This window comes from Rhodococcus sp. 105337, assembly GCF_012844225.1.
Taxonomy (GTDB): domain Bacteria; phylum Actinomycetota; class Actinomycetes; order Mycobacteriales; family Mycobacteriaceae; genus Rhodococcus.
The window spans coordinates 41,470-65,848 of the sequence record NZ_JABAGQ010000001.1; the positions used below are offsets into that span (position 1 = coordinate 41,470).

General features: G+C 67.3%; 26 protein-coding genes. 9 read left to right on the forward strand and 17 right to left on the reverse strand.

What is annotated here, in order from left to right:
* Nucleotides 1-35: 35 nt before the first annotated feature.
* The 3 genes from HF886_RS00155 to HF886_RS00165 all read left to right on the forward strand — a co-directional run bounded on the left by HF886_RS00155 (nucleotide 36) and on the right by HF886_RS00165 (nucleotide 2,230).
* Nucleotides 36-353 carry a metalloregulator ArsR/SmtB family transcription factor gene (locus tag HF886_RS00155; protein WP_169619629.1) on the forward strand — a complete coding sequence of 106 codons (318 nt, stop codon included), beginning with the start codon at nucleotides 36-38 and terminating at the stop codon, nucleotides 351-353.
* Between the two features lie 26 nt (nucleotides 354-379).
* Entirely contained in the window at nucleotides 380-859 is a 480-nt protein-coding gene (locus HF886_RS00160) for an SRPBCC family protein (protein WP_169619538.1), read from the forward strand.
* A gap of 315 nt (nucleotides 860-1,174) precedes the next feature.
* On the forward strand, nucleotides 1,175-2,230 hold the full coding sequence (locus tag HF886_RS00165; RefSeq protein WP_169619537.1) for a ferredoxin--NADP reductase: 1,056 nt from the start codon (nucleotides 1,175-1,177) through the stop codon (nucleotides 2,228-2,230).
* Nucleotides 2,231-2,279: 49 nt separating this feature from the next.
* Here HF886_RS00165 and HF886_RS00170 read toward each other — a convergent pair whose 3' ends face one another.
* The 3 genes from HF886_RS00170 to HF886_RS00180 all read right to left on the reverse strand — a co-directional run bounded on the left by HF886_RS00170 (nucleotide 2,280) and on the right by HF886_RS00180 (nucleotide 5,112).
* Nucleotides 2,280-3,005: a DNA alkylation repair protein gene (locus HF886_RS00170; RefSeq protein ID WP_169651241.1), complete on the reverse strand. Its 726-nt coding sequence runs from the start codon at nucleotides 3,003-3,005 to the stop codon at nucleotides 2,280-2,282.
* Nucleotides 3,006-3,075: 70 nt separating this feature from the next.
* Nucleotides 3,076-3,876 carry an aspartate/glutamate racemase family protein gene (locus HF886_RS00175; protein WP_169651242.1) on the reverse strand — a complete coding sequence of 267 codons (801 nt, stop codon included), beginning with the start codon at nucleotides 3,874-3,876 and terminating at the stop codon, nucleotides 3,076-3,078.
* 57 nt (nucleotides 3,877-3,933) lie between these two features.
* Entirely contained in the window at nucleotides 3,934-5,112 is a 1,179-nt protein-coding gene (locus tag HF886_RS00180; RefSeq protein ID WP_346765038.1) for an FAD-dependent oxidoreductase, read from the reverse strand.
* A gap of 230 nt (nucleotides 5,113-5,342) precedes the next feature.
* Between HF886_RS00180 and HF886_RS00185 the strand changes: the two genes are divergently transcribed.
* The 5 genes from HF886_RS00185 to HF886_RS00205 are packed head-to-tail and all read left to right on the forward strand — an operon-like array spanning nucleotide 5,343 to nucleotide 7,914.
* Complete coding sequence (locus tag HF886_RS00185; protein ID WP_169619529.1) at nucleotides 5,343-5,801, forward strand: Asp23/Gls24 family envelope stress response protein; 459 nt, start codon at nucleotides 5,343-5,345, stop codon at nucleotides 5,799-5,801.
* The gene (locus tag HF886_RS00190; RefSeq protein ID WP_346765264.1) at nucleotides 5,798-6,124 is read left to right on the forward strand and encodes a hypothetical protein; all 327 of its coding nucleotides are present in this window, start codon (nucleotides 5,798-5,800) and stop codon (nucleotides 6,122-6,124) included. The genes HF886_RS00185 and HF886_RS00190 overlap by 4 nt, the downstream gene beginning before the upstream one ends.
* On the forward strand, nucleotides 6,121-6,315 hold the full coding sequence (locus tag HF886_RS00195; RefSeq protein ID WP_169619528.1) for a DUF2273 domain-containing protein: 195 nt from the start codon (nucleotides 6,121-6,123) through the stop codon (nucleotides 6,313-6,315). Before HF886_RS00190 ends, HF886_RS00195 begins: the two co-directional genes overlap by 4 nt.
* The gene (locus HF886_RS00200; RefSeq protein WP_169651243.1) at nucleotides 6,308-7,351 is read left to right on the forward strand and encodes an Asp23/Gls24 family envelope stress response protein; all 1,044 of its coding nucleotides are present in this window, start codon (nucleotides 6,308-6,310) and stop codon (nucleotides 7,349-7,351) included. Before HF886_RS00195 ends, HF886_RS00200 begins: the two co-directional genes overlap by 8 nt.
* Nucleotides 7,348-7,914, forward strand: coding sequence for a hypothetical protein (locus HF886_RS00205; protein WP_169619526.1), 567 nt, complete (start codon nucleotides 7,348-7,350; stop codon nucleotides 7,912-7,914). The genes HF886_RS00200 and HF886_RS00205 overlap by 4 nt, the downstream gene beginning before the upstream one ends.
* Nucleotides 7,915-8,007: 93 nt before the next feature.
* Here HF886_RS00205 and tuf read toward each other — a convergent pair whose 3' ends face one another.
* The 7 genes from tuf to HF886_RS00240 form a co-directional block, all read right to left on the reverse strand.
* Complete coding sequence (gene tuf, locus HF886_RS00210) at nucleotides 8,008-9,198, reverse strand: elongation factor Tu (RefSeq protein WP_169651244.1); 1,191 nt, start codon at nucleotides 9,196-9,198, stop codon at nucleotides 8,008-8,010.
* A 94-nt stretch (nucleotides 9,199-9,292) separates the two neighbouring features.
* A complete protein-coding gene (gene fusA, locus HF886_RS00215) occupies nucleotides 9,293-11,395 on the reverse strand; it encodes an elongation factor G (RefSeq protein WP_169619524.1) in 2,103 nt (700 codons plus the stop codon).
* A gap of 144 nt (nucleotides 11,396-11,539) precedes the next feature.
* A complete protein-coding gene (rpsG, locus tag HF886_RS00220) occupies nucleotides 11,540-12,010 on the reverse strand; it encodes a 30S ribosomal protein S7 (protein ID WP_072704522.1) in 471 nt (156 codons plus the stop codon).
* On the reverse strand, nucleotides 12,010-12,384 hold the full coding sequence (gene rpsL / locus HF886_RS00225; protein ID WP_072704519.1) for a 30S ribosomal protein S12: 375 nt from the start codon (nucleotides 12,382-12,384) through the stop codon (nucleotides 12,010-12,012). Before rpsL ends, rpsG begins: the two co-directional genes overlap by 1 nt.
* A 336-nt stretch (nucleotides 12,385-12,720) precedes the next feature.
* Nucleotides 12,721-13,230 carry a DUF3558 domain-containing protein gene (locus tag HF886_RS00230; RefSeq protein ID WP_169619626.1) on the reverse strand — a complete coding sequence of 170 codons (510 nt, stop codon included), beginning with the start codon at nucleotides 13,228-13,230 and terminating at the stop codon, nucleotides 12,721-12,723.
* A 47-nt stretch (nucleotides 13,231-13,277) separates the two neighbouring features.
* A complete protein-coding gene (locus tag HF886_RS00235; protein ID WP_240951861.1) occupies nucleotides 13,278-13,832 on the reverse strand; it encodes a DUF3558 domain-containing protein in 555 nt (184 codons plus the stop codon).
* A 10-nt stretch (nucleotides 13,833-13,842) separates the two neighbouring features.
* Nucleotides 13,843-14,472, reverse strand: coding sequence for a TetR/AcrR family transcriptional regulator (locus tag HF886_RS00240; RefSeq protein ID WP_169619523.1), 630 nt, complete (start codon nucleotides 14,470-14,472; stop codon nucleotides 13,843-13,845).
* 167 nt (nucleotides 14,473-14,639) lie between these two features.
* Here HF886_RS00240 and HF886_RS00245 point away from each other — a divergent pair, with 167 nt between their 5' ends.
* Nucleotides 14,640-15,194 carry a TetR/AcrR family transcriptional regulator gene (locus HF886_RS00245; RefSeq protein ID WP_169619522.1) on the forward strand — a complete coding sequence of 185 codons (555 nt, stop codon included), beginning with the start codon at nucleotides 14,640-14,642 and terminating at the stop codon, nucleotides 15,192-15,194.
* A 4-nt stretch (nucleotides 15,195-15,198) separates the two neighbouring features.
* Here the strand turns inward: HF886_RS00245 and HF886_RS00250 are convergent, their stop codons facing one another.
* Genes HF886_RS00250 through HF886_RS00280 form a run of 7 tightly spaced genes read right to left on the reverse strand, consistent with a single transcriptional unit; the run spans nucleotide 15,199 to nucleotide 24,378 of the window.
* Nucleotides 15,199-15,813, reverse strand: a complete 615-nt coding sequence (locus HF886_RS00250) for a TetR/AcrR family transcriptional regulator (RefSeq protein ID WP_169619624.1) — start codon at nucleotides 15,811-15,813, stop codon at nucleotides 15,199-15,201.
* A 30-nt stretch (nucleotides 15,814-15,843) separates the two neighbouring features.
* Nucleotides 15,844-16,644: an enoyl-CoA hydratase family protein gene (locus tag HF886_RS00255; RefSeq protein ID WP_169651245.1), complete on the reverse strand. Its 801-nt coding sequence runs from the start codon at nucleotides 16,642-16,644 to the stop codon at nucleotides 15,844-15,846.
* 8 nt (nucleotides 16,645-16,652) lie between these two features.
* Complete coding sequence (locus tag HF886_RS00260) at nucleotides 16,653-17,813, reverse strand: acyl-CoA dehydrogenase family protein (RefSeq protein ID WP_169619520.1); 1,161 nt, start codon at nucleotides 17,811-17,813, stop codon at nucleotides 16,653-16,655.
* Complete coding sequence (locus HF886_RS00265) at nucleotides 17,810-19,900, reverse strand: biotin carboxylase N-terminal domain-containing protein (RefSeq protein WP_169651246.1); 2,091 nt, start codon at nucleotides 19,898-19,900, stop codon at nucleotides 17,810-17,812. The genes HF886_RS00260 and HF886_RS00265 overlap by 4 nt, the downstream gene beginning before the upstream one ends.
* 7 nt (nucleotides 19,901-19,907) lie before the next feature.
* Nucleotides 19,908-21,506 (reverse strand): carboxyl transferase domain-containing protein, encoded by a 1,599-nt coding sequence (locus HF886_RS00270; protein ID WP_169619518.1) that lies wholly within the window; start codon nucleotides 21,504-21,506, stop codon nucleotides 19,908-19,910.
* On the reverse strand, nucleotides 21,503-22,651 hold the full coding sequence (locus HF886_RS00275; protein ID WP_169619517.1) for an acyl-CoA dehydrogenase family protein: 1,149 nt from the start codon (nucleotides 22,649-22,651) through the stop codon (nucleotides 21,503-21,505). The genes HF886_RS00270 and HF886_RS00275 overlap by 4 nt, the downstream gene beginning before the upstream one ends.
* Nucleotides 22,648-24,378, reverse strand: a complete 1,731-nt coding sequence (locus HF886_RS00280) for an acyclic terpene utilization AtuA family protein (protein ID WP_296549345.1) — start codon at nucleotides 24,376-24,378, stop codon at nucleotides 22,648-22,650. The genes HF886_RS00275 and HF886_RS00280 overlap by 4 nt, the downstream gene beginning before the upstream one ends.
* Between the last annotated feature and the right edge of the window lies 1 nt (nucleotide 24,379).

Genomic DNA, 24,379 nt, shown 5'->3' on the forward strand with positions numbered 1-24,379 from the left:
CCGACGCGGACGACGAACTACTCGACCGGGCCTTCATGGCCCTTTCCGATCCGATCCGCCGACGCATCGTCGCCCGGCTCAGCCGGGGTCCCGCCACTGTCAACGAACTCGCGGAACCCTTCGCGATCACCACCCAGGCGATCTCGAAGCACATTCAGGTACTCGAGCAAGCCGGGCTCGTCACGCGCACCCGCGATGCCCAGCGCCGCCCCGTTCACCTGAATCCCGCACAGTTGGAGGCGCTGACTTCCTGGATCGACCGGTATCGGTTGACCAAGGAACAGCAGTTCCGCAGCCTCGACTCTGTGCTGGCCGGGGACACGGCCGACACCACAGACCCCCCACCGGGGTGATCCCGCTCCCTGCGAGAGGCATCGTCATGAGCAACCCACTGCACATCAACGTTCCGGACGGCGTTCCGTTCATCGACTACGAGCGCGAGTTCGACTATCCCGTCTCCGAAATCTTCCGGGCGCATCAGGATCCGGCTCTCGTCGCCCAGTGGCTGGGGCCGCGCGGGGTGTCCATGGACATCGACCACTACGACTTCCGTAGCGGTGGCTCGTATCGGTACACCCACAGCGACGACAGCGGTTCGTACACCTTCTCGGGCGTGTTCCACACCGTGCGGGAGAACGAATTCGCCATCCAGACCTTCGAATTCGATCAATTCCGCGACATCGTGAGCATCGAGTTCATGACCTTCGAGGATCTCGGCAACGGCCGCAGCAAGCTCAGCGGCCACAGCGTGTATCCGAGCCTCGAAGCACGCGACGGGATGGCGTCCTCCGGATGGGAGGAGGGCACGCGCGACTGTTACGACCGGATCGAAGAGCTTCTCGCGAAGGCCAGCGCCTGATCATCCGCCCGATGCGGCCGCACTCGCCGCCGGGTGCGGCCGCATCGGGCCGGATCGAGAGCCGTGCACGACGCGCAGGACCAACGCGGCAGCGGAAGGCCTCGGGACACCCGGTCGAGGCAGAAGTGCCCACTGTGCGGGACAGGCGGGGGTGCCCTCGGGCGCACCCGGTACCGTTTCTGGGGCTACAACAGGCTGCTACCCTTAACTAGAACGGGTTCTAGATTTCGGGGTGTTCCAGAACATCCCGGAACGGGAACACCCGGGGTGGCGCCACTGCTCCCGCACGGTATGCACGAGAGGACGACACACGCCATGACGACTGTCGAGGTGCCCCACGGCTCGCGATCGGTGGTACTCACCGTCTCCGCCGTCGTCGAGGAAACCGCCGACGCGAAGTCGATCGTCTTCGCCGTCCCCGACGAACTCCGCGACAAGTTCGCGTACAAGCCGGGCCAGTTCCTCACCCTGCGGATTCCCAGCGAGCGCACCGGCTCGGTGGCGCGCTGCTACTCCCTCGCGAGTTCACCGCACACCGACGATGCCCCCAAGGTCACCGTCAAGCGCACGTCCGACGGCTACGGGTCGAACTGGCTCTGCGACACCGTCGCGGTGGGCGACACCCTCGAGGTTCTGCCGCCCGCCGGGGTGTTCACCCCCAAGTCCTTCGACCACGACTTCGTGCTGTTCGGGGCAGGCAGCGGTATCACCCCCGTCATCGCGATCCTCAAGTCCGCGCTGACGCAGGGATCGGGCAAGGTCGCGCTGATCTACGCCAACCGTGACGAAGCATCGGTCATCTTCGCCGAGGAACTGCGGATGCTCGCCGAGAAGTACCCGACCCGATTGACCGTCGTCCACTGGCTCGAATCCGTGCAGGGTCTTCCCAGCGCCGACCAGCTCGCAACACTCGCAGCGCCGTACTCCGATCGTGAGGCGTTCATGTGCGGGCCGGGACCGTTCATGGACACCGTGCATCAGGCGCTCTCGAGCATCGGGATGGCGCGGACTCAGGTCCACGCCGAAGTGTTCAACTCGTTGTCCGGCGATCCCTTCGCCGACCACGCGCCCGTCGAGGTCAGCGACGAAGAAGCCGCGGACGCGGCGACCGTCGAGGTCGAACTCGACGGTGAGGTCCACAACCTGACCTGGCCCCGCAAGCAGACGCTCGTCGACATCATGCTCGCCAAGGGCATCGACGTTCCCTACTCCTGCCAGGAGGGCGAGTGCGGATCGTGCGCGTGCACCGTCCTCGAAGGCAAGGTCGAGATGGAGAACTGCGACGTGCTCGACCCGGAGGACATCGAGGCGGGCTACATCCTGGGATGCCAGGCACGTCCGGTCACCGACCACCTCAAGATCGAGTTCTGAGCCGCACGTCGAGGCGTGGCCGGCATCGCCGGGTGCCGCTCACGTCTCGTCAGCGCAACCCGCGGAGCCGGGCGCGTTCCTCCGCGTCGAGATGCTCGGTGGCGTAACTCAGTGCCGTCCGGCCCATCGCGGCCGCGTGACGCTCGAGAAAGTCGAGCAGGGCGTCCCGATCCACGCGTTTGCCGACCTCACGCAGCATCCAGCCTGCCGCCTTCTGGATCAGATCCCGGCGGTCGTCGAGGACACGCTCGGCCATCATGAGCGTCGGGCCGGCCTCTCCCCTCTTGACGAAGGCGAACGTGGCGAGCAGCCCGGCACGTCGCCGCCACAGGTCGGGGTCGTCGACCAGCGTCGTGAGCAACCCGGCATCGGCCGGATTCGCGTGGATCCATTCACCCACGATGTGATCGGACGAGGCGTCGACGAGATCCCAGTTGTTCACCCGTCCGCAGCGGAGAGCGTCGAGGTATACCTCGACCACCCGGCGACGTGAGACCGGGTCGCGCGTATACCTGTCCACGAGGATCAGCAGGCCGGCGAGACGGTGTTCGTGGACAGCGCTGTCCAGAAGAAGACGCGACTCCTCGATCGGCAGGTCGCGGAACTTCCGGACCACGGCACGGGTCTGCGGCACCCGCAGTCCCAGAAAGACGTCGCCCTCGCCGTACTCGCCGGGCCCGGTCTTGAAGAAGCGTCCCATCCCGGCGGCTCCGTCAGGATCGCCGAGGGCGTCGAGCGCCGCGCGAACGTCCTTTGCGGACAGGTCGTCGGTCACGGCCCGAGCCTACGGTCTCGCCGGCGCCGCACGTGTCCGGACGGCCCACGTAGTGCGGAACCTGATGCTTCTACCTCGCAGTCGCGGCAGCGAGCAGTTCCCGTCCAGCGGCGAACGCCTCCGCTCCGGGCGGGAGCGCTCCGCGCTTACCGCTGAGGTACACCTCGACGCGCCCGGAGGCTCCGGAACGGTCGCCGAACTCGCGGGTGCCCGGCTCGTCCGCATCGAGGTCGGCGATACGACGCAGCGTCTGCCTGGCGACCGCTTCGGCGCTGTCGAACAAGCGCACACCCTCCGGAAACCGGGCGAGGATCGAGTCCGCCACCAGGGGGTAGTGGGTGCAGCCGAGGACGATGCCCTCGACGTCGTCCGGAGTGCGCGCCGCGGCATCGGCGATCGCCCGGTCGGCGCCTTCCCGGTCACCCCGGTCGATGGCGTCGGCGAGTCCGTGACATGCGACGCCCACGACCTCGCTGCCGTTCCCGAACTTCTCGATGAGGTCGGCCTGGTAACGACTCGCGGTCGTCGCGGCCGTCGCCCAGATCGCCACCGACGTGCACACGGCCGCGGCAGGCTTGATCGCGGGCACGGTTCCGATCACGGGAACATCGTCACCGAGCGCGGCGCGCACGTCGTCCAGCGCGGTCACCGACGCCGTGTTGCACGGCAGCACCACCGCGTCGGCGCCGCGGTCGACGGCGCGCCGGGCGGTGGTCACCACCCGGTCGGACACCCAGTCGGCCGGTTTCGGCCCCCAGGGAGCGCACTCCGGGTCCATCGACAGCAGCAAGTCGAGATCCGGACGCATCCGGCGCAGCCACGCAGCAGTCGGCAGCAGACCGAATCCCGAGTCGATGAGCGCAACGATCACCCTACGAATCTAGCCCTTCCCGGTCGCGGCGGTGTTCAGGCATACGGCTTCGAGTGCTCACACGGCCGCGAGCAACTCCTCGATGGGCGCGCCGGCGGCGATCTTCATCCGGGTCTTCATCACCTGCGCGGGCAGCCCGCCACCGACGACACCGACGAGGCGGCCCTCACGCTCGTAGTACGCGAGGAACTTCCGTCCGTCGTCGCGCACCACGTGCACGGTGTCGTCGGCGCGAACCGCACCCAGGCCCTGGATCTTGATGTCGTACTGGTCGCTCCAGAAGTAGGGCACCTGGCGGGCGCCCCCGGACTCCCCCGTGACGATCTTCTTCGCGAGCACGGTGGCCTGCTCGCCCGCACTGGTCCAGTGCTCGACACGTTTGCGGGCACCACCGGGAACCTGCCACGACGCGACGTCGCCGACGGCCCAGACGTGCGGCGCGGACGCCTTGCCCGTGTCGTCGCACACGACCCCGTTGTCCAGTTCGATCCCCGAGCCCTCGAGCCACTCGGTGACAGGCACCGATCCGATACCCAGCACGACGAGATCCACGTCGATCTCGGTGCCGTCCCCGAGCACGGCAGAGGTGACGTGGCCGTCGCCGCGCAGTTCGGCGAGCCCGACTCCTGCACGCAGGTCGACTCCGGCGTCGGTATGCAGTCGTGCCACGAGGGAACCGACCTCGGTGCCGAGCACCGACGCGAGCGGCGTCGGCTGCGGCTCGAGCAGGACGACGTCGACGCCCAGTGCCCGCAGGCTGGCGGTGACCTCGCATCCGATGAATCCGGCGCCGACGACCAATGCCCGCACGCCGGGGACGATCGCGGCCCGCAAGGCGCGGCTGTCGTCCACCGACCGCAGGACGTGGACGCCGTCGAGATCGGGCAGGCCCGGGATGCGCCGTGCTCGCAGACCCGTGGCGACGACCAGCTCGTCGTAGGCGAGTTCGGTGCCGTCGGCGAGTGTCACGGTGCGGGCGTCGGTGTCGACCGAGCGTGCGGCGGCGCCGAGCCGCAGGTCGATGCGCTGCTCGTCGAAGAACTCGGCCGGGCGCAGCGTGGTGTCCTCCCGCTCGCCGCGGATGACATCCTTCGACAGCGGGGGCCGGTCGTAGGGCAGGTGGCCCTCGTCGTCGAGCAGAACGATCTCGCCCTCGTACCCCGCGCGTCGCAACTCCTCCGCGGTTCGCACACCCGCGAGTCCGGCTCCTGCTATTACGATCCGTTCGACTGCCACCTGGTACATCCTCCTCATCGCGGCGTGACCTCTGCCACCCGTGTGCGTGCACTCTTCATACCAAACGCACGTACAGGGCTGAACAGCGCGCCGATCCCGGCAACACCGAAATACCCCGCAGCACAACACGGTGGCGGTCCTGCCCGGCATATCACCCTCACCGGGCGGATAATGATGGACAACGCACGGCCCGCACGTTCCCCACGACCCACACGGCACGAGGAGCACTCATGACCAGCGACAGCGGCGCAGGAATCAGCCGCATCCAGTTCGGTACCGGTTCGTTCTCCGGTCCCCTCGACAGCCAGGGTCGGACGATCATCGCCGACGCGGTGGTCGCCAAGATCGCAGGCATCGCGACACGCGAGGTCAGCGGCGTGTTCGACGTCGGGGCAGGGACCGCCCGGGTGGTGGGCGCCTTGCGCGACCGCATCCCGGGAGCACGAATCAACCACGGGCAGGGCGTCGCGGTCGAGGTCGGCGAGAAACAGGCGGCGATCGACATCGGCATCGTCGCGGAATACGGCGTGGCGCTCCACGAGCTGGCGATCGCGATCCGGCACAACGTGATCACGGCCGTCGAACGGATGACCGGTCTCGAGGTCACGGAAGTCAACATCACCGTCTTCGACGTGGTGCTGTACGACGAGGCGGCAGCAGCCGACGAGCTCAAGCCTCGAGTGCAGTGACCTCGTCTCCCGGCGCGGACCCCCGTACGCATCCCGACCCCGAGGTCGCAGACCTCGTCGCCGAGATCGTCAGGGGTGTCGCAGGCGTCGCCGGGCTCAACAGCGGCCCGTTCGGATCGGTCGCGACCTACCTGCCGGGACGCCGGATCCCCGGGATCCGGCTAGCACCCGAGGGGTGCGCCGTGCACATCACCGCGGAATACCCCGCCGATCTGCCGGCCCTCGCCGACACCGTGCGAGCGCTCGTCGAAGCGGTCGTCGGCCCTCCGGTGCATGTGACGATCGAAGACGTCCACCTCGAACAGAAACAGGTGTCCCCGTGAACCACACTCCCACCGGCAACACCGCGGTCGGCCTGATCGCCGGTCTCCTCCTCGCTCTTGCCGGGATATTCGGGGGCGTCAGCGGACTGCTGTTCGCGGTCCTTCTCGGCGCGCTCGGTGCCGCAATCGGTGCACACCGGGACGGTCTGCTCGACCTCGGTGCGATTCTGCGGAGCCGCGGCCGTGGCTGATGGCGTCCCCACGGAGACCGGGCCACTGCCGGGCTCCACGCTCGACGACATCGACACGGTCGGGAACCGCGGCACCCTCGTCATCAAGGACCGCGCAGTCGAACGCATCGCCGCGTCGGCCGCACTCCAGGTTCCCGGCGTGGTCCGGCACACCGGCAACCTGAGTCTGCTCACGGGCCGGGAACTTCCTCGTGCCGATGTGACCACCGGCGGACGGGCGGTCGCGGTGAATCTCTTCATCGCCGCCGAATGGCCTTACGACGCAGCGGCACTGACGCGGAGGGTGCACGACGCCGTCGCGCGTCACCTGCACGACTACACGGGCCTGCACGTCACCGAACTGAACGTCCTCGTCGCCGCGACGCCCCAGGCACACGACGACGAACCGGCCGAGCAATCCGTGCCTGTCGAGTACCTCGAATCGGACATCGTCGCTCACACCGAATCCCGCGCACGGATACCGGTCGTGCAACCGCTGCCCCCGCTCGCGACCCCGGCGGCGGCGCCGGCCGCGGCGCTCATCGCGATCGGTGCGCTCGGACTCTCGTTCGTCGCCGCCCGCGAGCTTCTCATCGTGCGCGGCACCTACGCCGGAGCGCCGTGGCTCCGCAACGCGTTCGAGTGGTTCGGCAGGCTGCACTGGGAACCGTGGATCGGTCCGGTGGCCGCGGTGCTCGTGCTGCTCGGTGCCGCGCTGCTGTTCGCGGCGATCAAGCCACGGCGACGCACCCACCTGCCGCTCCGAGTCTCCGGTCCCGTCGACACGGTGTGGATGCGGCGTACCGACGTCGCCCGCATGTGCAGTGCCCGGGCGTCGGCGCTCCCCGGTGTACGCACCGCGCGGACTGTGGTCGATCGCCGGCGCGCGGTGGTACGGATAGTCGCCGACCCCGAAGTACCGGTCGCCGAACTCACCGCGACCGTGCGTGCCGAGGTCGAACCGAATCTCTCGCTGCTCGCCGATCCCCTTCCACTGATCGTGAAGATCACCCCCGCAGAGACGCGGGCGAACGCCGTGGGAGGAACGCGCCGATGAAACTCCGTACGGTGCTGGCCAACCGTTTCTTCGCGCTTGTGACGGGCTTCGCCCTGCTCGGAATCGGCGCCTTCGCGCTCGCCTGGCTGTGGGAAGTGCCCCTCGCGCGGGACCGGCTCTCGCAACTCGACCGGCCACGCGTCATCGACGTTCCCGATCAGGACTGGTGGACGCCCGCACTGTGGACCGTGTTCGCCGTGGGAGCCGCGATCGGCATCGTCCTGCTCGTGGTGAATCTGTCGCGCCGTCGCACCTCGACGGTGCAACTGTTCGACGAGGTGACGGACGCGACGCTCGGTGTGGAACTGGGCCCGGTCGCGGAGGGCGTGGCACGCGAACTCGCCGGGCTTCCGGGCGTGCGGTCGGCGCGCGGCCGCGCGGTGGTGGAACGTCACCTGCCCACGCTGTCGGTGGTCGTGCATGCCGAGCCGGGAATCGACGTCGCCGAGTTCACCGCGCACGCCGAGGACACCGCGGAACGCGCCGCGTGCGCACTCGGCGGTGCCAGGGTGGCGACGCAGGTGCTGCTGCATCTCGATCCGCCGCATTCCGAACACGACTGACGGCACCCGCCGGCCGCATCGCCCACCGGTCCTGAAACGCCGAACGGCGTCCACCCCGAAGGGTGGACGCCGTTGGCGTCAGTGAGAACTAGCTCACTTGATGATCTTCGTGACGCGACCGGCGCCGACGGTACGACCACCCTCGCGGATAGCGAAGCGAAGGCCCTCGTCCATGGCGATCGGCTGGATCAGCTTGACGGACATCTCGGTGTTGTCACCGGGCATAACCATCTCGGTGCCCTCGGGAAGGGTAACAACGCCCGTCACGTCCGTGGTACGGAAGTAGAACTGCGGACGGTAGTTGTTGAAGAACGGCGTGTGGCGGCCGCCCTCTTCCTTGTTGAGGATGTAAGCCTGGCCCTCGAACTCCGTGTGGGGAGTCGTGGTGCCGGGCTTGACGACGACCTGGCCACGCTCGACGTCCTCGCGCTTGATGCCGCGGACGAGGAGGCCGACGTTGTCGCCCGCCTGGCCCTGATCGAGCAGCTTGCGGAACATCTCGATACCGGTGACCGTGGTCTTGGTCGAGGTCTCCTTGATGCCGACGATCTCGACCTCTTCGTTGACGTTGACAACGCCACGCTCGATACGGCCGGTGACGACCGTGCCGCGGCCGGTGATCGTGAAGACGTCCTCGACGGGCATGAGGAACGGCTTGTCGGTCTCGCGGACCGGGTCCGGGATGGAGTCGTCGACGGCCTGCATGAGGTCGACGATCGACTGAACCCACTTCTCGTCACCCTCGAGTGCCTTGAGAGCAGAGATCGGGACGACGGGAGCGTTCTCGTCGAACTCCTGCGAAGCGAGGAGCTCGCGGACCTCCATCTCGACGAGCTCGAGGATTTCCTCGTCGTCGACCATGTCGGCCTTGTTCAGCGCGACGAGGATGTACGGCACGCCGACCTGGCGAGCGAGCAGCACGTGCTCACGCGTCTGGGGCATCGGGCCGTCGGTTGCAGCCACGACCAGGATTGCGCCGTCCATCTGGGCGGCACCCGTGATCATGTTCTTGATGTAGTCCGCGTGACCCGGGGCGTCGACGTGCGCGTAGTGACGCTTCTCGGTCTGGTACTCCACGTGGGAGATGTTGATCGTGATGCCACGAGCCTTCTCCTCGGGAGCCTTGTCGATCTGGTCGAACGCGAAGCTCTCGTTCAGGTCCGGGAATTTGTCTGCCAGCACCTTGGTGATGGCGGCCGTCGTGGTGGTCTTGCCATGGTCGACGTGACCGATGGTGCCGATGTTCACGTGCGGCTTGGTCCGCTCGAACTTCGCCTTAGCCACTGGAATGTCCTCCTGGACTGTTGTTGCTTGCAGTATGCAGCAGTGCGGTTTGTATTACTTGGTCGTGCAGGTGACCGAGGGGATAACCCGAAGGCTACTCGCCGGTCGCCTTGGCGATGATTTCCTTCGAGACGTTCGACGGAACCTCTGCGTAGGAATCGAACACCATGGAGAAGTTCGCGCGGCCCTGGGTCTTCGACCGAAGGTCACCGATGTAACCGAACATCTCCGAGAGCGGAACCAGCGCCTTCACGACACGGGCACCACTGCGTTCCTCCATGGCCTGAATCTGGCCACGGCGGGAGTTGAGGTCGCCGATCACTTCACCCATGTAATCCTCGGGGGTGGTGACCTCGACAGCCATGAGCGGTTCGAGGATGACCGGAGCAGCCTTGCGAGCCGCTTCCTTCAGGGCCTGCGAGCCGGCGATCTTGAACGCCATTTCGGACGAGTCGACGTCGTGGTACGCACCGTCGAGGAGCGTGACCTTGACGTTCACCAGCGGGTAGCCGGCGAGCACGCCGTACTGCATCGCGTCCTGTGCACCCGCGTCGACCGACGGGATGTACTCGCGGGGCACACGACCGCCGGAGACCTTGTTCTCGAACTCGTAGGTCGCGCCGTCTTCGCCGCGGAACGGCGCGAGGGCGATGATGACCTTCGCGAACTGGCCCGAGCCACCGGTCTGCTTCTTGTGCGTGAACTCGAGCTTCTCGACCGGCTTGGTGATCGTCTCGCGGTACGCGACCTGCGGCTTGCCGACGTTCGCCTCGACCTTGAACTCGCGACGCATGCGGTCGACGAGGATGTCGAGGTGGAGCTCGCCCATACCGCCGATGACGGTCTGGCCGGTCTCCTCGTCGAGCTCGACCGAGAAGGTCGGGTCCTCTTCGGCGAGCTTCTGGATCGCGGTGCCCAGCTTCTCCTGGTCGGACTTGGTCTTCGGCTCGATCGAGACCTGGATGACCGGGTCCGGGAACGTCATCGACTCGAGGACGATCGGGTTCGCCTGGTCGCACAGGGTGTCACCGGTCGTGGTGTCCTTCAGGCCGATCATCGCGTAGATGTGGCCGGCCACGGCCTCGTCGACCGGGTTCTCCTTGTTGGCGTGCATCTGGAAGAGCTTGCCGATGCGCTCCTTCTTGCCCTTGGTGGCGTTGAGCACCTGGGCACCCGGATCGATACGACCCGAGTAGACGCGCACGAAGGTGAGCTTGCCGAAGAACGGGTGCGCCGCGATCTTGAACGCGAGAGCCGAGAACGGCTCGTCCTTGCTCGGCTTACGAGTGAGGATGGTCTCCTCGTCGTTCAGCTTGTGACCCTCGACCTCGCCGATGTCCAGCGGAGTCGGCAGGTAGTCGATGACAGCGTCGAGCATGGGCTGGATGCCCTTGTTCTTGAACGCGGTGCCACAGATGACCGGGTACAGCTCGGAGGCCACGGTGAGCTTGCGGATGGCGCCCTTGATCTCGTCGACCGTGAGCTCTTCACCGCCGAAGTACTTCTCCATGAGCTCTTCGTCGGACTCGGCAACCGTCTCGAGAAGCTTCTCGCGGTATTCCGCAGCCAGCTCGACGAGATCGGCGGGGATCTCCTCGATCGTCGGCGGAGTGCCGATCTCGGTGACGCCACGCCAGGTCAGCGCACGCATCTCGACCAGGTCGACGACGCCGTCGAAGGCATCCTCGGCACCGATCGGGAGCTGCAGGACCAGCGGCTTCGCGCCGAGACGGTCGATGATGGTCTGCACGGTGAAGAAGAAGTCCGCGCCCATCTTGTCCATCTTGTTGACGAAGCAGATGCGCGGAACGTCGTACTTGGCAGCCTGGCGCCAGACCTGCTCGGACTGGGGCTCGACGCCTTCCTTGCCGTCGAAGACGGCAACGGCGCCGTCGAGGACGCGCAGGGACCGCTCGACCTCGACCGTGAAGTCGACGTGGCCGGGCGTATCGATGATGTTGATCTGGTTGTTGTTCCAGAAACAGGTGACGGCGGCGGAGGTGATGGTGATACCACGCTCCTTCTCCTGCTCCATCCAGTCGGTGGTCGAAGCACCGTCGTGGGTTTCACCGATCTTGTAGTTCACACCGGTGTAGAAGAGGATGCGCTCTGTCGTGGTGGTCTTGCCGGCATCGATGTGCGCCATGATGCCGATGTTGCGGACCTTGTTCAGGTCGGTCAGCACTTCCTGTGCCACAGGTAACCCCGCTCGTAGCTAGTGTCGGTCCTTTTGTGCGGACCCATGTTCTTGTGTTGTCAGCCGGCCTTTACGGGACCGACACAGTTGTGCGAGCAGCCGATCGGGAGGTCCGGATCACGGTGCCTCCCGATCGGCCTCGACTCACCAGCGGTAGTGCGCGAACGCCTTGTTGGCTTCAGCCATCTTGTGCGTGTCTTCGCGACGCTTCACAGCGGCACCGAGGCCGTTGCTCGCATCGAGGAGCTCGTTGGCGAGGCGCTCCACCATGGTCTTTTCACGACGCTGACGTGCGAACGTGACCAGCCACCGAAGTGCGAGGGTGGTGGAACGGCCGGGGCGAACCTCGACCGGCACCTGGTAGGTGGCACCACCGACGCGGCGGCTACGAACCTCGAGGGCGGGCTTGACGTTGTCGAGCGCGCGCTTGAGGGTGACGACCGGATCGGTACCGGTCTTCTCACGTGCCTGCTCGAGCGCCTGGTAGACGATGCGCTCTGCAGTGGACTTCTTGCCGTCCATCAGGATCTTGTTGACCAGCTGGGTGACCAGCGGGGACCCGTAAACCGGGTCGGCGATCAGTGGACGCTTGGGAGCGGGACCCTTACGTGGCATCAGGCCTTCTCCTTCTTCGCTCCGTAGCGGCTACGGGCCTGCTTGCGGTTCTTGACACCCTGGGTGTCGAGCGAGCCGCGGATGATCTTGTAGCGGACACCGGGAAGGTCCTTCACACGACCGCCACGCACGAGCACCATCGAGTGCTCCTGGAGGTTGTGGCCTTCACCCGGGATGTACGCGGTGACCTCGACAGAGCTGGTGAGGCGCACGCGGGCGACCTTACGAAGAGCCGAGTTCGGCTTCTTCGGGGTGGTGGTGTACACGCGAGTGCACACGCCGCGACGCTGCGGGCTGCCCTTGAGGGCCGCGCTCTTGACCTTGACGGTCTTGTCGCGGCGGCCCTTACGGACCAGCTGATTGATGGTTGGCATTAACCGGCTTTCTTCGTTGTCTGGAGCTGCTCACACGAGCAACACTGGCTGTTCTGAAATTAGGGATCCATCGGTTGGGACAAGAGAGCTAGCTGCCCCTCACTCGCCCCTCGTGTGCACACGAGGTCGGGTGTGTCGCGTACCCCCACACAGGCAGCCGGGAACTCGTAACTGCAGACTTCTACAGACGACGCGCACGGCACTACCTCGCATAGGCACACAGACCGGTCCGGGCTTGCCGGACACGACCCACAACGATACCCGGCTGGCGAGCATCAGGTCAAAGTGAGGTAGGCAACCGAGGACCCGCTCGACCCTGGTCGGCCCCAGCCACGGTCAGCTGCTGAGGTTCAAGGTGAGCCGTGCCAAGGTAGCAGCGGCCTCGCAGGGGTCCGGCCCACCGCCCTGGTACTGCACCCACCAGCCGAAGATACCGGTCGTCGAGGCACCCGAACTCACCCCGCACGACGACGGGTCGTCGGGCCGGCGCATCTGCAGGGCCCGTCGTCCCTCCACCGTGGTGTTCTCCACCGTGTACCCGAGGTGTTCGGCAGCGGAGCGCTCGTGGTCGAGCGAGCCCGTCTCGAACCAGTTGAAGGTGACCTTCACGACGCCGCCGGGCCCGTCGCCCTCCCACCGGCAGATCGCTCCGAAGAACCCCCGGTACACCGCTTCGGCTCCGACCGCCTCGGCGATCTGCGGGTCCGCGACCGCGTCGCACTCGGTGAGCAGCCGGGTGAATTCCTCGGTGTTTCCGCCGCCACCCGCACCTTCCTGCACCGCGCGGCCCTCGATCGTCCGGGAGCATCCGGTGAGCACCGTGGCGCATACCGCCAGCGCTGCCATGCCGGCGCCGAGACGACGACCGGCCGGCCGGAGCGGGACCCGGCGCATCACTGCTGCGCCCTGTCGACGCTGGTCTCCGCGAGGCTGCGAGCGACGGCACATGCGTCGGCCGCGGGCGGGAAGTTCCCGTAGGAGACGGACCAATGGATGAAGTCGCCGCCGAACTGCACCCCGATCTCGCACAGGGTCGTCTGCCCGTCCAGCGACTGGGACGAACCCAGGAAGCCGGGATTGCCCCCGACCTCGACATCCGTTGCAGGACGGCCGATCAGATCGGACCCGGCCCGTTCCCTGCCGATCGGGCTTCCCCGGTACCAGCTGAAACTCACGCTCGGCCCACCCACGAAGAGTTCCCACTCACAGCCGACGGAGTTGCGTGTGACGGACGAGAACGGACCGAGCGCGAACGCATTCGCCACCTCGTCGTCGGTCAGCGACCCGCACTCCCCGAAAAGCGGGCCCGGCTCGGTCACAGCCGATGTCGTCGAGGTCTGCCCCTGGTCTGCGGCATCGTCGCCGGAGCCGCATCCGGCCGCGACGAGCATCGCCAGGAATGCCAGGGCCGCCGTCGCCGCTCTGCTACCGGTCCGCTCGAAGGACATGGCCGAGACACTACCGAGCCGCAGGGCCTGCTGCGCGCCGACGCCGGGCGTCTTCCAGCACGGTGTCGAGCTGGGCCGCCCAGTGCCTGACGATCTCGCGGCGTCGCACCGAGTCGTCGGTGAGGACGTCGGCCAGGCCGAGGCCACGGGCGAGGTCCAGAGTCGCCTGCACCATGCGGTGCACCACCGGATCGGAGTCGTCCGCGCCGAGTTGTTCGACAGCCACCTTGTGCGCGACCCGGCCGAAACGCTCCTCGAGCGGGAGAAGGCGTTCGCGCAGCGCGGGATCCGCCGCCGCGGCGGTCCAGACCTGCAACGCCGCGTTGAACAGATTGCCGGTGTACTGCTCGACGAGACGCGACACGACCGCCTCGGTGCGAGCGCTGCCGGGCGGCACGTCGGGCGTCTCGTTCCGGGCGCGTTCCATCCGGCTGTCGAACATGAAATCGAGAGCAGCCGTGATGAGATCCTCACGGGTGGGGAAATGGTGCTGGGTCGCCCCGCGCGACACTCCGGCGCGTTCCGCGACGACGCCGACGGTGGTCGCCGCCCAGCCGAACTCGGCCAGGCAATCTATCGTGGATTCGAGCAGGCGCAGACGCGTCGCTCGACTGCGGTCCTGCTTGGGTTCGCGCGTCACCCGTCCTCCTCGATCCTCGCCCCGCAGGGATGCCCGCCGGAGAGCATTCGGCGCCCGGAACGCCGCCTCGATGTCCCACGACCCGACGGAATGAGATCACGTCGAGACCGTACGAACGTAGCCTGCCCGAACAGCGGGACGACGCACCGGACGAAAGGGGAACCCACGTGGCGACGATTGTCAGGCGCGAAGACTATTTCACCGCCGCCCTCGACATTCTTGCGACGCACGCCCACGCGGGACTCAAGCAGGCACGCCTGTGCGCACACCTCGAGGTCACCACCGGGTCGTTCTACAACTACTTCGCGAGCTGGGCCGACTTCGAGAAAGAGTTCCTTCAGAACTGGCTCGACAGGCAGACCCTGCAACTGGCCGAGACCGCACGGCTCGAAGGTTCTCCCCGGCGCCGGCTCGAGATGCTCATCGACTTCGCGTGCAAGCTTCCGCATCCCGCCGAATCGGCGATCCGGGGCTGGGCGTACAGCGATCACGCCGTGCGCGACATCCAGGCCCTCGTGGACCGGCAGCGATTCGACGTGGTGGCCGAGTCCACCGCCGCGATCCTCGGCCCGGGGGACGACGCGCACAGATTCGCGCATCTCGCGATGTTCGCCCTGATCGGTTATCAGCAAACTCTTCCCGCTCAGGACGTCTCCGTCCTGCGATGGTCGCTGAACCGGGTGTTGTCGCAGGTACTCGAGGATGTCGTCGACACCCGGTGACGGATCACCGCCGCAGAAGATCCTCGAACTGTTCACGCCACACCACGAGATTCGGGTCCGCGTCCGGATCGCGGGGATCGATCGCATAACCGAGGGCGATCCCCCGCATGCTGCTGTAGACGAGATCGCGCACCACGCGGTAGCGCGGGAGCCCGATGAAGTCGCTGCCGAAGAACCGATCGGTCTGCGCCTTGATCATCCCGCCGAGAGTCCGTTCGAGCGGTATCAATTCGCGGCGGAGTTCTTCGTGGGAGCGGGCCGCGAGCCACAGTTCCATCGAGGCCCAGAAATACGGCTGCCGGAAGTGCAGCCACATCAGGTCCACCGCCAGCGCGACCCGCGCGACCGGGTCGTCGGGCCACTCCTGGTCGTGCCCGAGATCCTGGACGCGCTGCGCCGCAAGGTGATGCACCGACGCGACCAGAAGCGAATCGCGACTGGGGAAATGGTGCAGGAGCCGACCGCGCGAGACACCCGCCGCGGCCTGGATACGGACGGTGGTGGCGTTCGAGTATCCGTGCTCGACCAGCACGGACACAGCGGCATCCAGGATGGTGACACGGGTGGCACGGCCGCGTTGCTGCTCCGCGCGTCGACGGGGCTCGCTCGGCGCACTCATCATGCCGACCAGCGTAGGGGCCGGCATCCCTCACCGTCCCGGGGACCACGACGGGGGCCGTTTCTGCAGAAAGGCGGTGACGCCCTCCACCGCTTCGGCCGATCCGAACAACCGCGCGGACTGCGCGGCCAGTCCCTCGGCGTATCGATCGAAATCGTCGAGCATCCGCATGGTGAGCAAGTGCTTCGACTCCGCGAGGCCCTGCGGGGAGCACCCCCGCAGATCCGCGATCACGTCTGCTGCCCGCGTCGCCGGATCCTCGGACACGAGCGTGACGAGTCCGTGTGCCGCCGCGTCCTCCGGCCCGAAGCGTTCTCCGGTGAGGAAGTAACGGCCCGCGGCGCGCGGCGTCATTTTCGGCAGAACGGTGAGCGAGACGATCGACGCCGCCAGGCCGAGCCGGGCCTCGGTGAGTGCGAACGTCGCGCGGGACCCCGCGACGACGATGTCGCATGCTGCAACAAGACCCATTCCGCCGGCACGGACATGGCCGTCGATCACACCGACCACCGGCTTGGGCAGTTCGAGGATGCCGCGCAGCAGACCCACCATGTCGTGGGTCCGCTGCGCGGCCGCCTCGTCCGGACTCCCCGAGGACTCGCCGAGATCGGCGCCGGCACAGAAGGTTCCACCCGTATGGGTGAGAACCACCGCCCGCACGGCGGTGTCACTCGCGGCCGCATCGAGGCCGGCGCGTAGCTGGTGCACCATCGCGGACGAGATCGCGTTGCGGTTGTGCGGCGAATCGAGCGTGAGCGTCGCTGCGCCCTCCGCCACCGAGTACCGCACGACCGGGGCCGACGCGTGCCCGGCGATATCGGGGTCCGGCATCTCGCCTCCTAGTACGACCGCGGCAGCCCGAGCGAATGCTGGGACACGAAGTTGAGGATCATCTCCCGGCTCACCGGCGCGATCCGCGCGATGCGTGCCGCCCCGAGCATGGCGGACAGTCCGTACTCGCGGGTCAGGCCGGCACCACCGTGCGTCTGGATCGCCTGGTCGAGCGAGCCGATCGCCGCTTCCGCCGCGGCGTACTTGGCCATGTTCGCGGCTTCGGCAGCACCGAAATCGTCACCGTTGTCGTAGAGCACGGCGGCCTTCTGCATCATCAGTTTGGCGAGTTCGATCTCGATCTTGCGCTGCGCCAGCGGATGCGCGATGCCCTGGTGCGCACCGATCGGAGCCTTCCAGACGGTGCGTTCCTTCGCGTACCGCACCGCCGAGTCGATCGCGAAGCGGCCCATTCCCACAGCCATCGCCGCACCCATGATGCGTTCGGGGTTCAGGCCCGCGAACAACTGCATCAGTGCCGCTTCCGGCTCGCCGACCAGTGCCGTCGACGGCAGCCGCACCTGGTCGAAGAACAGGCTGAACTGGTAGTCCGGCTCGATGATGTCCATCTCCATCGGGGTCTTGACGAACCCCGGAGTATCGGTCGGCACGATGAACAGTGCGGGCCGCAGTTTGCCGGTCTTGGCGTCCTCGGTGCGGGCGACCACCAGCACCGCGTCGGCCTGGTCGACGCCCGAGATGTAGACCTTGCTGCCCGAGAGAATCCAGTCGTCCCCGTCGCGCGCCGCGACGGTGGTGATCTTGTGCGAGTTCGATCCGGCGTCGGCTTCGGTGATACCGAATGCCATGATCCTCGAGCCGTCGGCGAGACCCGGTAGCCACTCCTGCTTCTGGTCGTCGGTGCCGTACTTGGAGATGATCGTGCCGCAGATGGCGGGCGAAACCACGACCAGCAACAGACCGGCGCCCTTCGCCGACAGTTCTTCCTGCACGAGCGCCAACTCGTAGATCCCGGCACCGCCGCCGCCGTATTCCTCGGGAAGGTTGACGCCGAGGAACCCGAGCTTGGCCGCTTCGTTCCACAGTTCGGTGAGCGGCTCGTGCCGGCGCGACTTGGGCAGCACGTAGTCGACGTAGTTGTAACGCTCGGCGAGTGCGGCGACGGAGGCGCGCAGTTCCTTCTGTTCTTCGGTTTCGATGACGCTCATGAGATCTCTCCGGGGGTACGAGGGTGTTCGGACGGGGCTGGAATTGTGGATATTTCGGACGGGTCTGTGGCGGGTCGCGCGGGTGCGTCGCCGGTCGTGACGACGGCGAGGACCGATCCCATCGCCACCTGGGTGCCGATGTCGACCTCCAGGACGGTGAGGGTTCCCGCGACGGGGGCAGTGACGGTGTGTTCCATCTTCATGGCTTCGAGCCACAGCACCGGCTGTCCGGCGGTGACGGTGTCGCCCACGGCAGCGCCGAGCCGTATCACCGAGCCGGGCATCGGTGCCAGCAACGATCCGGTCGGCACCACGGCCGCAGCGTCGGTGAATCGCGGAATCGCGCGCAGGCAGACCGGGCCCAGCGACGAGTCGACGTGCACGACGTCGCCGTACCGCGCGACCTCGAACTCGCGACGGAGTCCGTCGATGTCGAGGACCACGCGGTGCGGGTCGTATGCGAGAACCCGGACGTCGTCGACGGCATCGGTCACGAGTCCGTCGCGACCGAACCGGTAGCGGATCTCGTGCTCGTCCCGGTCGCCCGCGTACGTCTTCACCTGGAACGACGACGCGAGATTACGCCACCCTCCGGGCAACGTCCTTGCGACGGTAGCAGATTCGCGATTGGCCGCTGCGTCGGCGAGGGCGGCGACGAGGGCCCCGACCCGTTCGGACCCGGCATCGGCCAGCGGCGCGGCGAGCACCGCCAGATCATGGGTATCGAAGAATGCGGTGTCGGTGTCTCCGGCGAGGAATGCGGGGTGCCTGAGCACGCGTACCAGGAGATCACGGTTCGTCCTCGGTCCGTGCAGCCGCGCATCGGCCACGGCGCGCGCGAGCATGCGTGCCGCGGCAGCCCGCGTCGGCGCCCAGGAGATCACTTTCGCGAGCATCGGGTCGTAGTGCACTCCGATATCGGAGCCGTCGACCACGCCCGCATCGACCCGAATCCCCGGTGTACGCAGCGGTGCGAACTCCTCGGTCGCGGCCGGCACGGCGAACCGGTGCAACACGCCGGACTGGGGTTGCCAGTCGTGGGCGGGGTCCTCCGCGTAGAGACGGACCTCGATCGAATGACCCGAGGGCAGAGGCGGTTCGGATGCGAGTTCCCCACCGGATGCGACATCGATCTGCAGCCCCACCAGATCCACACCGGTCGTGCATTCGGTGACCGGATGTTCGACTTGCAGGCGGGTGTTCATCTCGAGGAAGTAGAACTCTCCCGTGTCGGATCCCTGTGCGGGACCGGACGCAAGGAATTCGACGGTTCCGGCACCTTCGTACCCGATCGCCGTGGCCGCGCGCCGGGCTGCGTCGAACACTGCGTCGCGCATGCCCTCGGTCGCCTCGACCAGTGGCGACGGTGCCTCTTCGACGACCTTCTGATGGCGTCGCTGTACCGAGCATTCGCGTTCGCCGAGCGTCCATACGGTGCCGTGCCGGTCGGCGAGAATTTGCACTTCGATGTGGCGGCCGTGTTCCAGATACCGTTCGCAGAACACTGTGGGATCACCGAAGGCCGCACCCGCCTCGCGACTCGCCGCGGCGAGTTGGGCGGGCAGTTCGTCGAGCGTACGCACGACACGCATGCCCCGTCCGCCGCCTCCCGACGAGGCTTTCACGAGCACCGGCAGGTCGTCGGTGGTGACCGCGCCGGGCTCGAGTTCGGGAAGGACCGGCACGCCGGCCGCGGCCATGATCTTCTTCGCCTCGATCTTCGAACCCATCCGGGCGATCGAGTCGGGCGACGGACCGACCCAGATGAGACCCGCCTCGATCACCTGCCTCGCGAACTCGGCGTTCTCGGAGAGGAATCCGTACCCGGGATGCACAGCATCCGCACCTGCGGCGAGCGCGGCGGCGACGATCGCGTCACCGCGCAGATAGGTGTCGGACGGGCTCGTGCCGGGCAACCGGACCGCGACGTCGGCTTCGCGGACGTGGGGGCTGTGTGCGTCCGCGTCGGAATAGACCGCCACCGTGCCGAGTCCGGCACGACGGCACGTCGCGAACACTCTTCGGGCGATCTCTCCGCGGTTGGCGACCAATACGGTCGTCACGGTGGCGCCGGGGTTGTCGGTCACGGTGTCCTCACATCCGGAAGACGCCGAAGTCACCGGCGCCCTCGATCGGTCCCGATGCGGCTGCGGACAGGCAGAATCCGACCACGTCGCGAGTGTCACGCGGGTCGATGACACCGTCGTCGTAGAGCCTGCCGGACAGGAACATCGGCAGGGACTCGGCCTCGATCTGGTTCTCCACGGCGGCACGCATCGCCTCGTCCGCGGCCTCGTCGACCCCTTGGCCGCGCGCCTGCGCCGCAGCGCGCCCGACAATCGAGATGACCCCCGCGAGCTGGGCACCGCCCATCACCGCGGATTTCGCACTGGGCCAGGCGAACAGGAAACGCGGATCGAATGCGCGGCCGCACATCCCGTAGTGCCCGGCACCGTACGAGGCACCGAGGAGAACAGAGATGTGGGGGACACGAGAATTCGATACGGCGTTGATCATCATCGAGCCGTGCTTGATCATGCCGCGTTCCTCGTACTCGCGCCCCACCATGTATCCGGTCGTGTTGTGCAGGAACAACAACGGCGTGTTCGATCGATTTGCGAGCTGGATGAACTGCGCGGCCTTCTGGGATTCCTCGTTGAACAGCACGCCCCGCGCGTTGGCGAGTATGCCCACGGGATACCCGTGTATCTGTGCCCACCCCGTCACGAGTGACGATCCGTAGAGCGGCTTGAACTCGTCGAAGTCGGAATCGTCGACCACGCGTGCGATCACCTCACGGGGATCGAACGGGATCCGCAGATCGCCGGGAACGATGCCGATCAGGTCCTCCGGCCCGTAGCGGGGATCTCTCACATCAGGTTTCGGGTCCGGTCCGAGCCGCGCCCACTCGAGCCGCCGGACGATGTCGCGGCCCAGTCGGATGGCGTCTTCCTCGTCGACCGCCAGGTAGTCGGCCAGGCCGCTGACGCGGGCATGCATCTCGGCGCCACCGAGCGTCTCGTCGTCGGATTCCTCGCCGGTGGCCATCTTCACCAGTGGGGGTCCGGCGAGGAAGACCTTGGATCGTTCCTTGATCATCACGACGTGGTCGGACATGCCCGGCACGTACGCACCCCCGGCGGTGGAGTTGCCGAATACCAGCGCGATCGTGGGGATGCCCGCCGCGGACAGGCGCGTGAGGTCGCGGAACAACCGCCCGCCGGGAATGAAAACCTCCTTCTGCGTCGGCAGGTCCGCACCCCCCGACTCGACGAGGTTGATCATGGGAAGTCGATTCTGGAGCGCGATATCGTTGGCGCGCAGAGTTTTCCGCAGCGTCCAGGGGTTGCTCGTACCGCCGCGGACGGTGGGGTCGTTCGCCACGATCACGCACTGCACGCCGTGGACGACACCGATGCCGGTCACCGTACTGGCGCCGACGGGGAACTCGGTGCCCCAGGCAGCGAGCGGTGAGAGCTCGAGGAAGGGCGAGTCGGGGTCGATCAGCAGTTCGATGCGCTCACGCGGCAGCAGTTTGCCGCGCTCGTGGTGGCGGCGCACGTACTTCTCCCCGCCCCCGCCGAGTGCTTTTGTGTGCTCGGCGTCGAGTTCGGCGAGCTTGGTGCGCATCGCCTCCGCTGCCGCGCCGTACTGCGACGACGCCACGTCGAGAGTCGACTTCAGGATGCTCACGCGCCGTACCCCAGACGCTTCGCGGCGAGTTCGGTGAGGATTTCGGTGGTGCCTCCCCCGATGCCCAGAATGCGCATGTCGCGGTACTGGCGCTCGACCTCCGATTCGGCCATGTATCCGAGGCCGCCGAACAGTTGCACGGCCTGGTGTGCGACCCACTCCCCCGCCTCGACCGCGGTGTTCTTGGCGAAACACACCTCGGCGATGAGATCGGTGTCGCCCGCCACGGACCGTTCGACGACGTGCCGCGAGTACACCCGCGCGACGTCGATCCGGCGGGCCATCTCGGCAAGGGTGCGCTGCACGGCTTGACGCGTGATGAGCGCACGGCCGAAGGTCTCCCGGTCACGGCACCACGCGACGGTCAGGTCGAGGCAGCGCTGCGCGCTCGCGTACGCCTGCACTGCCAAGCCGATGCGCTCGGACACGAAAGCCTGTGCGATCTGCATGAACCCGGAGTTCTCGGCGCCGACGAGGTTGGCCACCGGAACCCGGGCGTCGACGAAGGACAACTCGGCGGTGTCGGAGGCGCGCCAGCCCATCTTGTCGAGTTTGCGGGAGACGGTGAACCCGGGGGTGTCCTTCTCGATCACCAGGAGCGACACGCCGCCGGCACCGGGACCTCCTGTGCGGACGGCGGTGACGACGAAGTCTGCGCGGCACCCGGACGTGATGTAGGTCTTCGCGCCGTTGACTACGAAATCGTCGCCGTCGCGCACTGCGGTGGTGGTGAGGTGCCCGACGTCGGACCCGCCTCCCGGTTCGGTGATCGCGAGCGAACCGATCATCTCGCCCGCGAGGGTGGGACGCACCCACCGGTCGATCTGCTCCGGGTCTCCGGCAGCGATCAGGTGCGGCAGTGCGATTCCGCACGTGAACAAGGAGGAGAACGCGCCACCGGACGCACCGGCCTCGTGGAACGCTTCGCACACGGTCACCACGTCGGCACCGTCACCACCGGACCCGCCGACGGATTCCGGGAAACCGATACCGAGCAGCCCGACGTCGGCCGCCTTCTTGTGAAGGTCGCGCGGGAGTTCGCCGTCGCGTTCCCAGTCGTCGAGATTCGGCAGGATCTCGCGGCGCACGAAACCGGCCACGGTGGCGCGCAGCGACGTGCGCTCGTCGGTTGTCCAGATGCTCACGCCGAGTCCTCCAGGAGAGTGAGTGGGATGTCCAGGTGTCGGGAGCGCAGCCATTCGGCGAGTCCTTTGGCCTGGGGATCGAATCGGGCCTGGGAGGCGACGCCGCGCCCGAGGATTCCCTCGACCACGAAGTTCACCGCCCGGAGATTCGGCAGCACGTGCCGGGTGACATCGTGCGCTGCCGTCTCGGGAAGCAGGGAGGTGAGCGCGTCGACCGTGAGGGTGTGGACGAGCCAGCGATAGGCGTCGTCGCTCCGTGCCCAGACCCCGATGTTGGCGTCACCGCCCTTGTCTCCGCTGCGCGCGCCCAGAACGGTGCCGAGCGCGGCGCGGCGCGTCGGGCCGGGCGGAAGGGGCTCGGGCAGTGGCGGTTCGGGAACGGGTTCGAGCGTCCGGGTGGTGGCGCTCGGGGAGATGTCGACGCCGCTGCCGTCCGGCAGTACCGCGATGTGCGGCACCTGCTCGGCGGCGACCAGACCTGCCGTGTAGACGCCGAAGGCGCTGCCCGTTCCCGGCGGTGCGGTGACATGGAATCCGGGGTAACTCGCAAGACCGAATTCTACTGCTGTGGACGTGAATCCGCGGCCGACAACGTCGGGGTCCGGATCGCGGACGACGCACCGGAGCACCGCGCTCGCGGTTTCCTCGGTGGTTGCGTCGGGGTGGTCGGTGCGGGCGAGGGTCCATTCGAGTTCGGCCGGGCGTGCCGGAAGGTTCGCCTCGATCTGGCGGCGCACGAGCGCGGCCTTCGCCTCGATGTCGAGTCCGGTGAGCACGAACTCCACGGTGTTGCGGAACCCCGCGAGCGCGTTGAGACAGACCTTGAGCGTGGGCGGCGGCGCCTCTCCGCGTACGCCGGAGATACGCACCCGGTCGGGCCCGCCGTCTTCGAGAACCGCGGTGTCGAGGCGGGTGGTCACGTCGGGACCGGCGTACCGGGCGCCGCCGACCTCGTAGAGCAGTTGCGCCGTCACGGTGCCCACGGTGACCGCGCCACCGGTTCCCGGATGCTTCGTGATGGTCGACGAACCGTCGGCTTCGATCTCGGCGATCGGGAAACCGGGCCGGTCGAGGTTGCCGAGTTCGGTGAAGAATGCGTAGTTGCCGCCGGTCGCCTGGGTGCCGCATTCGAGGACGTGGCCCGCGGCAACCGCACCCGCGAGCGCGTCGAAATCGCCCGGTCCCCAGCCGAAGTGGGCTGCGGCGGGGCCGACGGTGACGGACGCGTCGGTCACCCGTCCGGTGACGACGATGTCGGCGCCCGAACGAAGGCACTCCACGATGCCCCACGCGCCGAGATATGCGTTGGCGGTCAACGGCGCGGGCGTGCCGCCGAGGCCCAGTTCGTCGATCCGCGGGAGCAGATCGTCGCCCTCGACGTGAGCCACCGTGACGTCCAGGCCGAGCCGTTCGGCGATGTCACGCAACCGGGTCGCGAGTCCGGCCGGATTGAGACCGCCGGCGTTCGCGACGATGCGGACGCCGTGGTCGAGAGCAAGGCCCATGCATTCCTCGAGCTGTCGTACGAAGGTCTTCGCGTAGCCGAGATCAGGATTCTTCATCCGGTCGCGGCCGAGGATGAGCATGGTGAGCTCGGCGAGATAGTCGCCGGTGAGGTAGTCGAGTTCGCCGCCGTCGAGCATCTCGCGCATCGCGGAGACACGGTCACCGTAGAAACCCGAGCAGTTGCCGATGCGCACGGCGCGGTGACCGTCGCGCACCGGCACG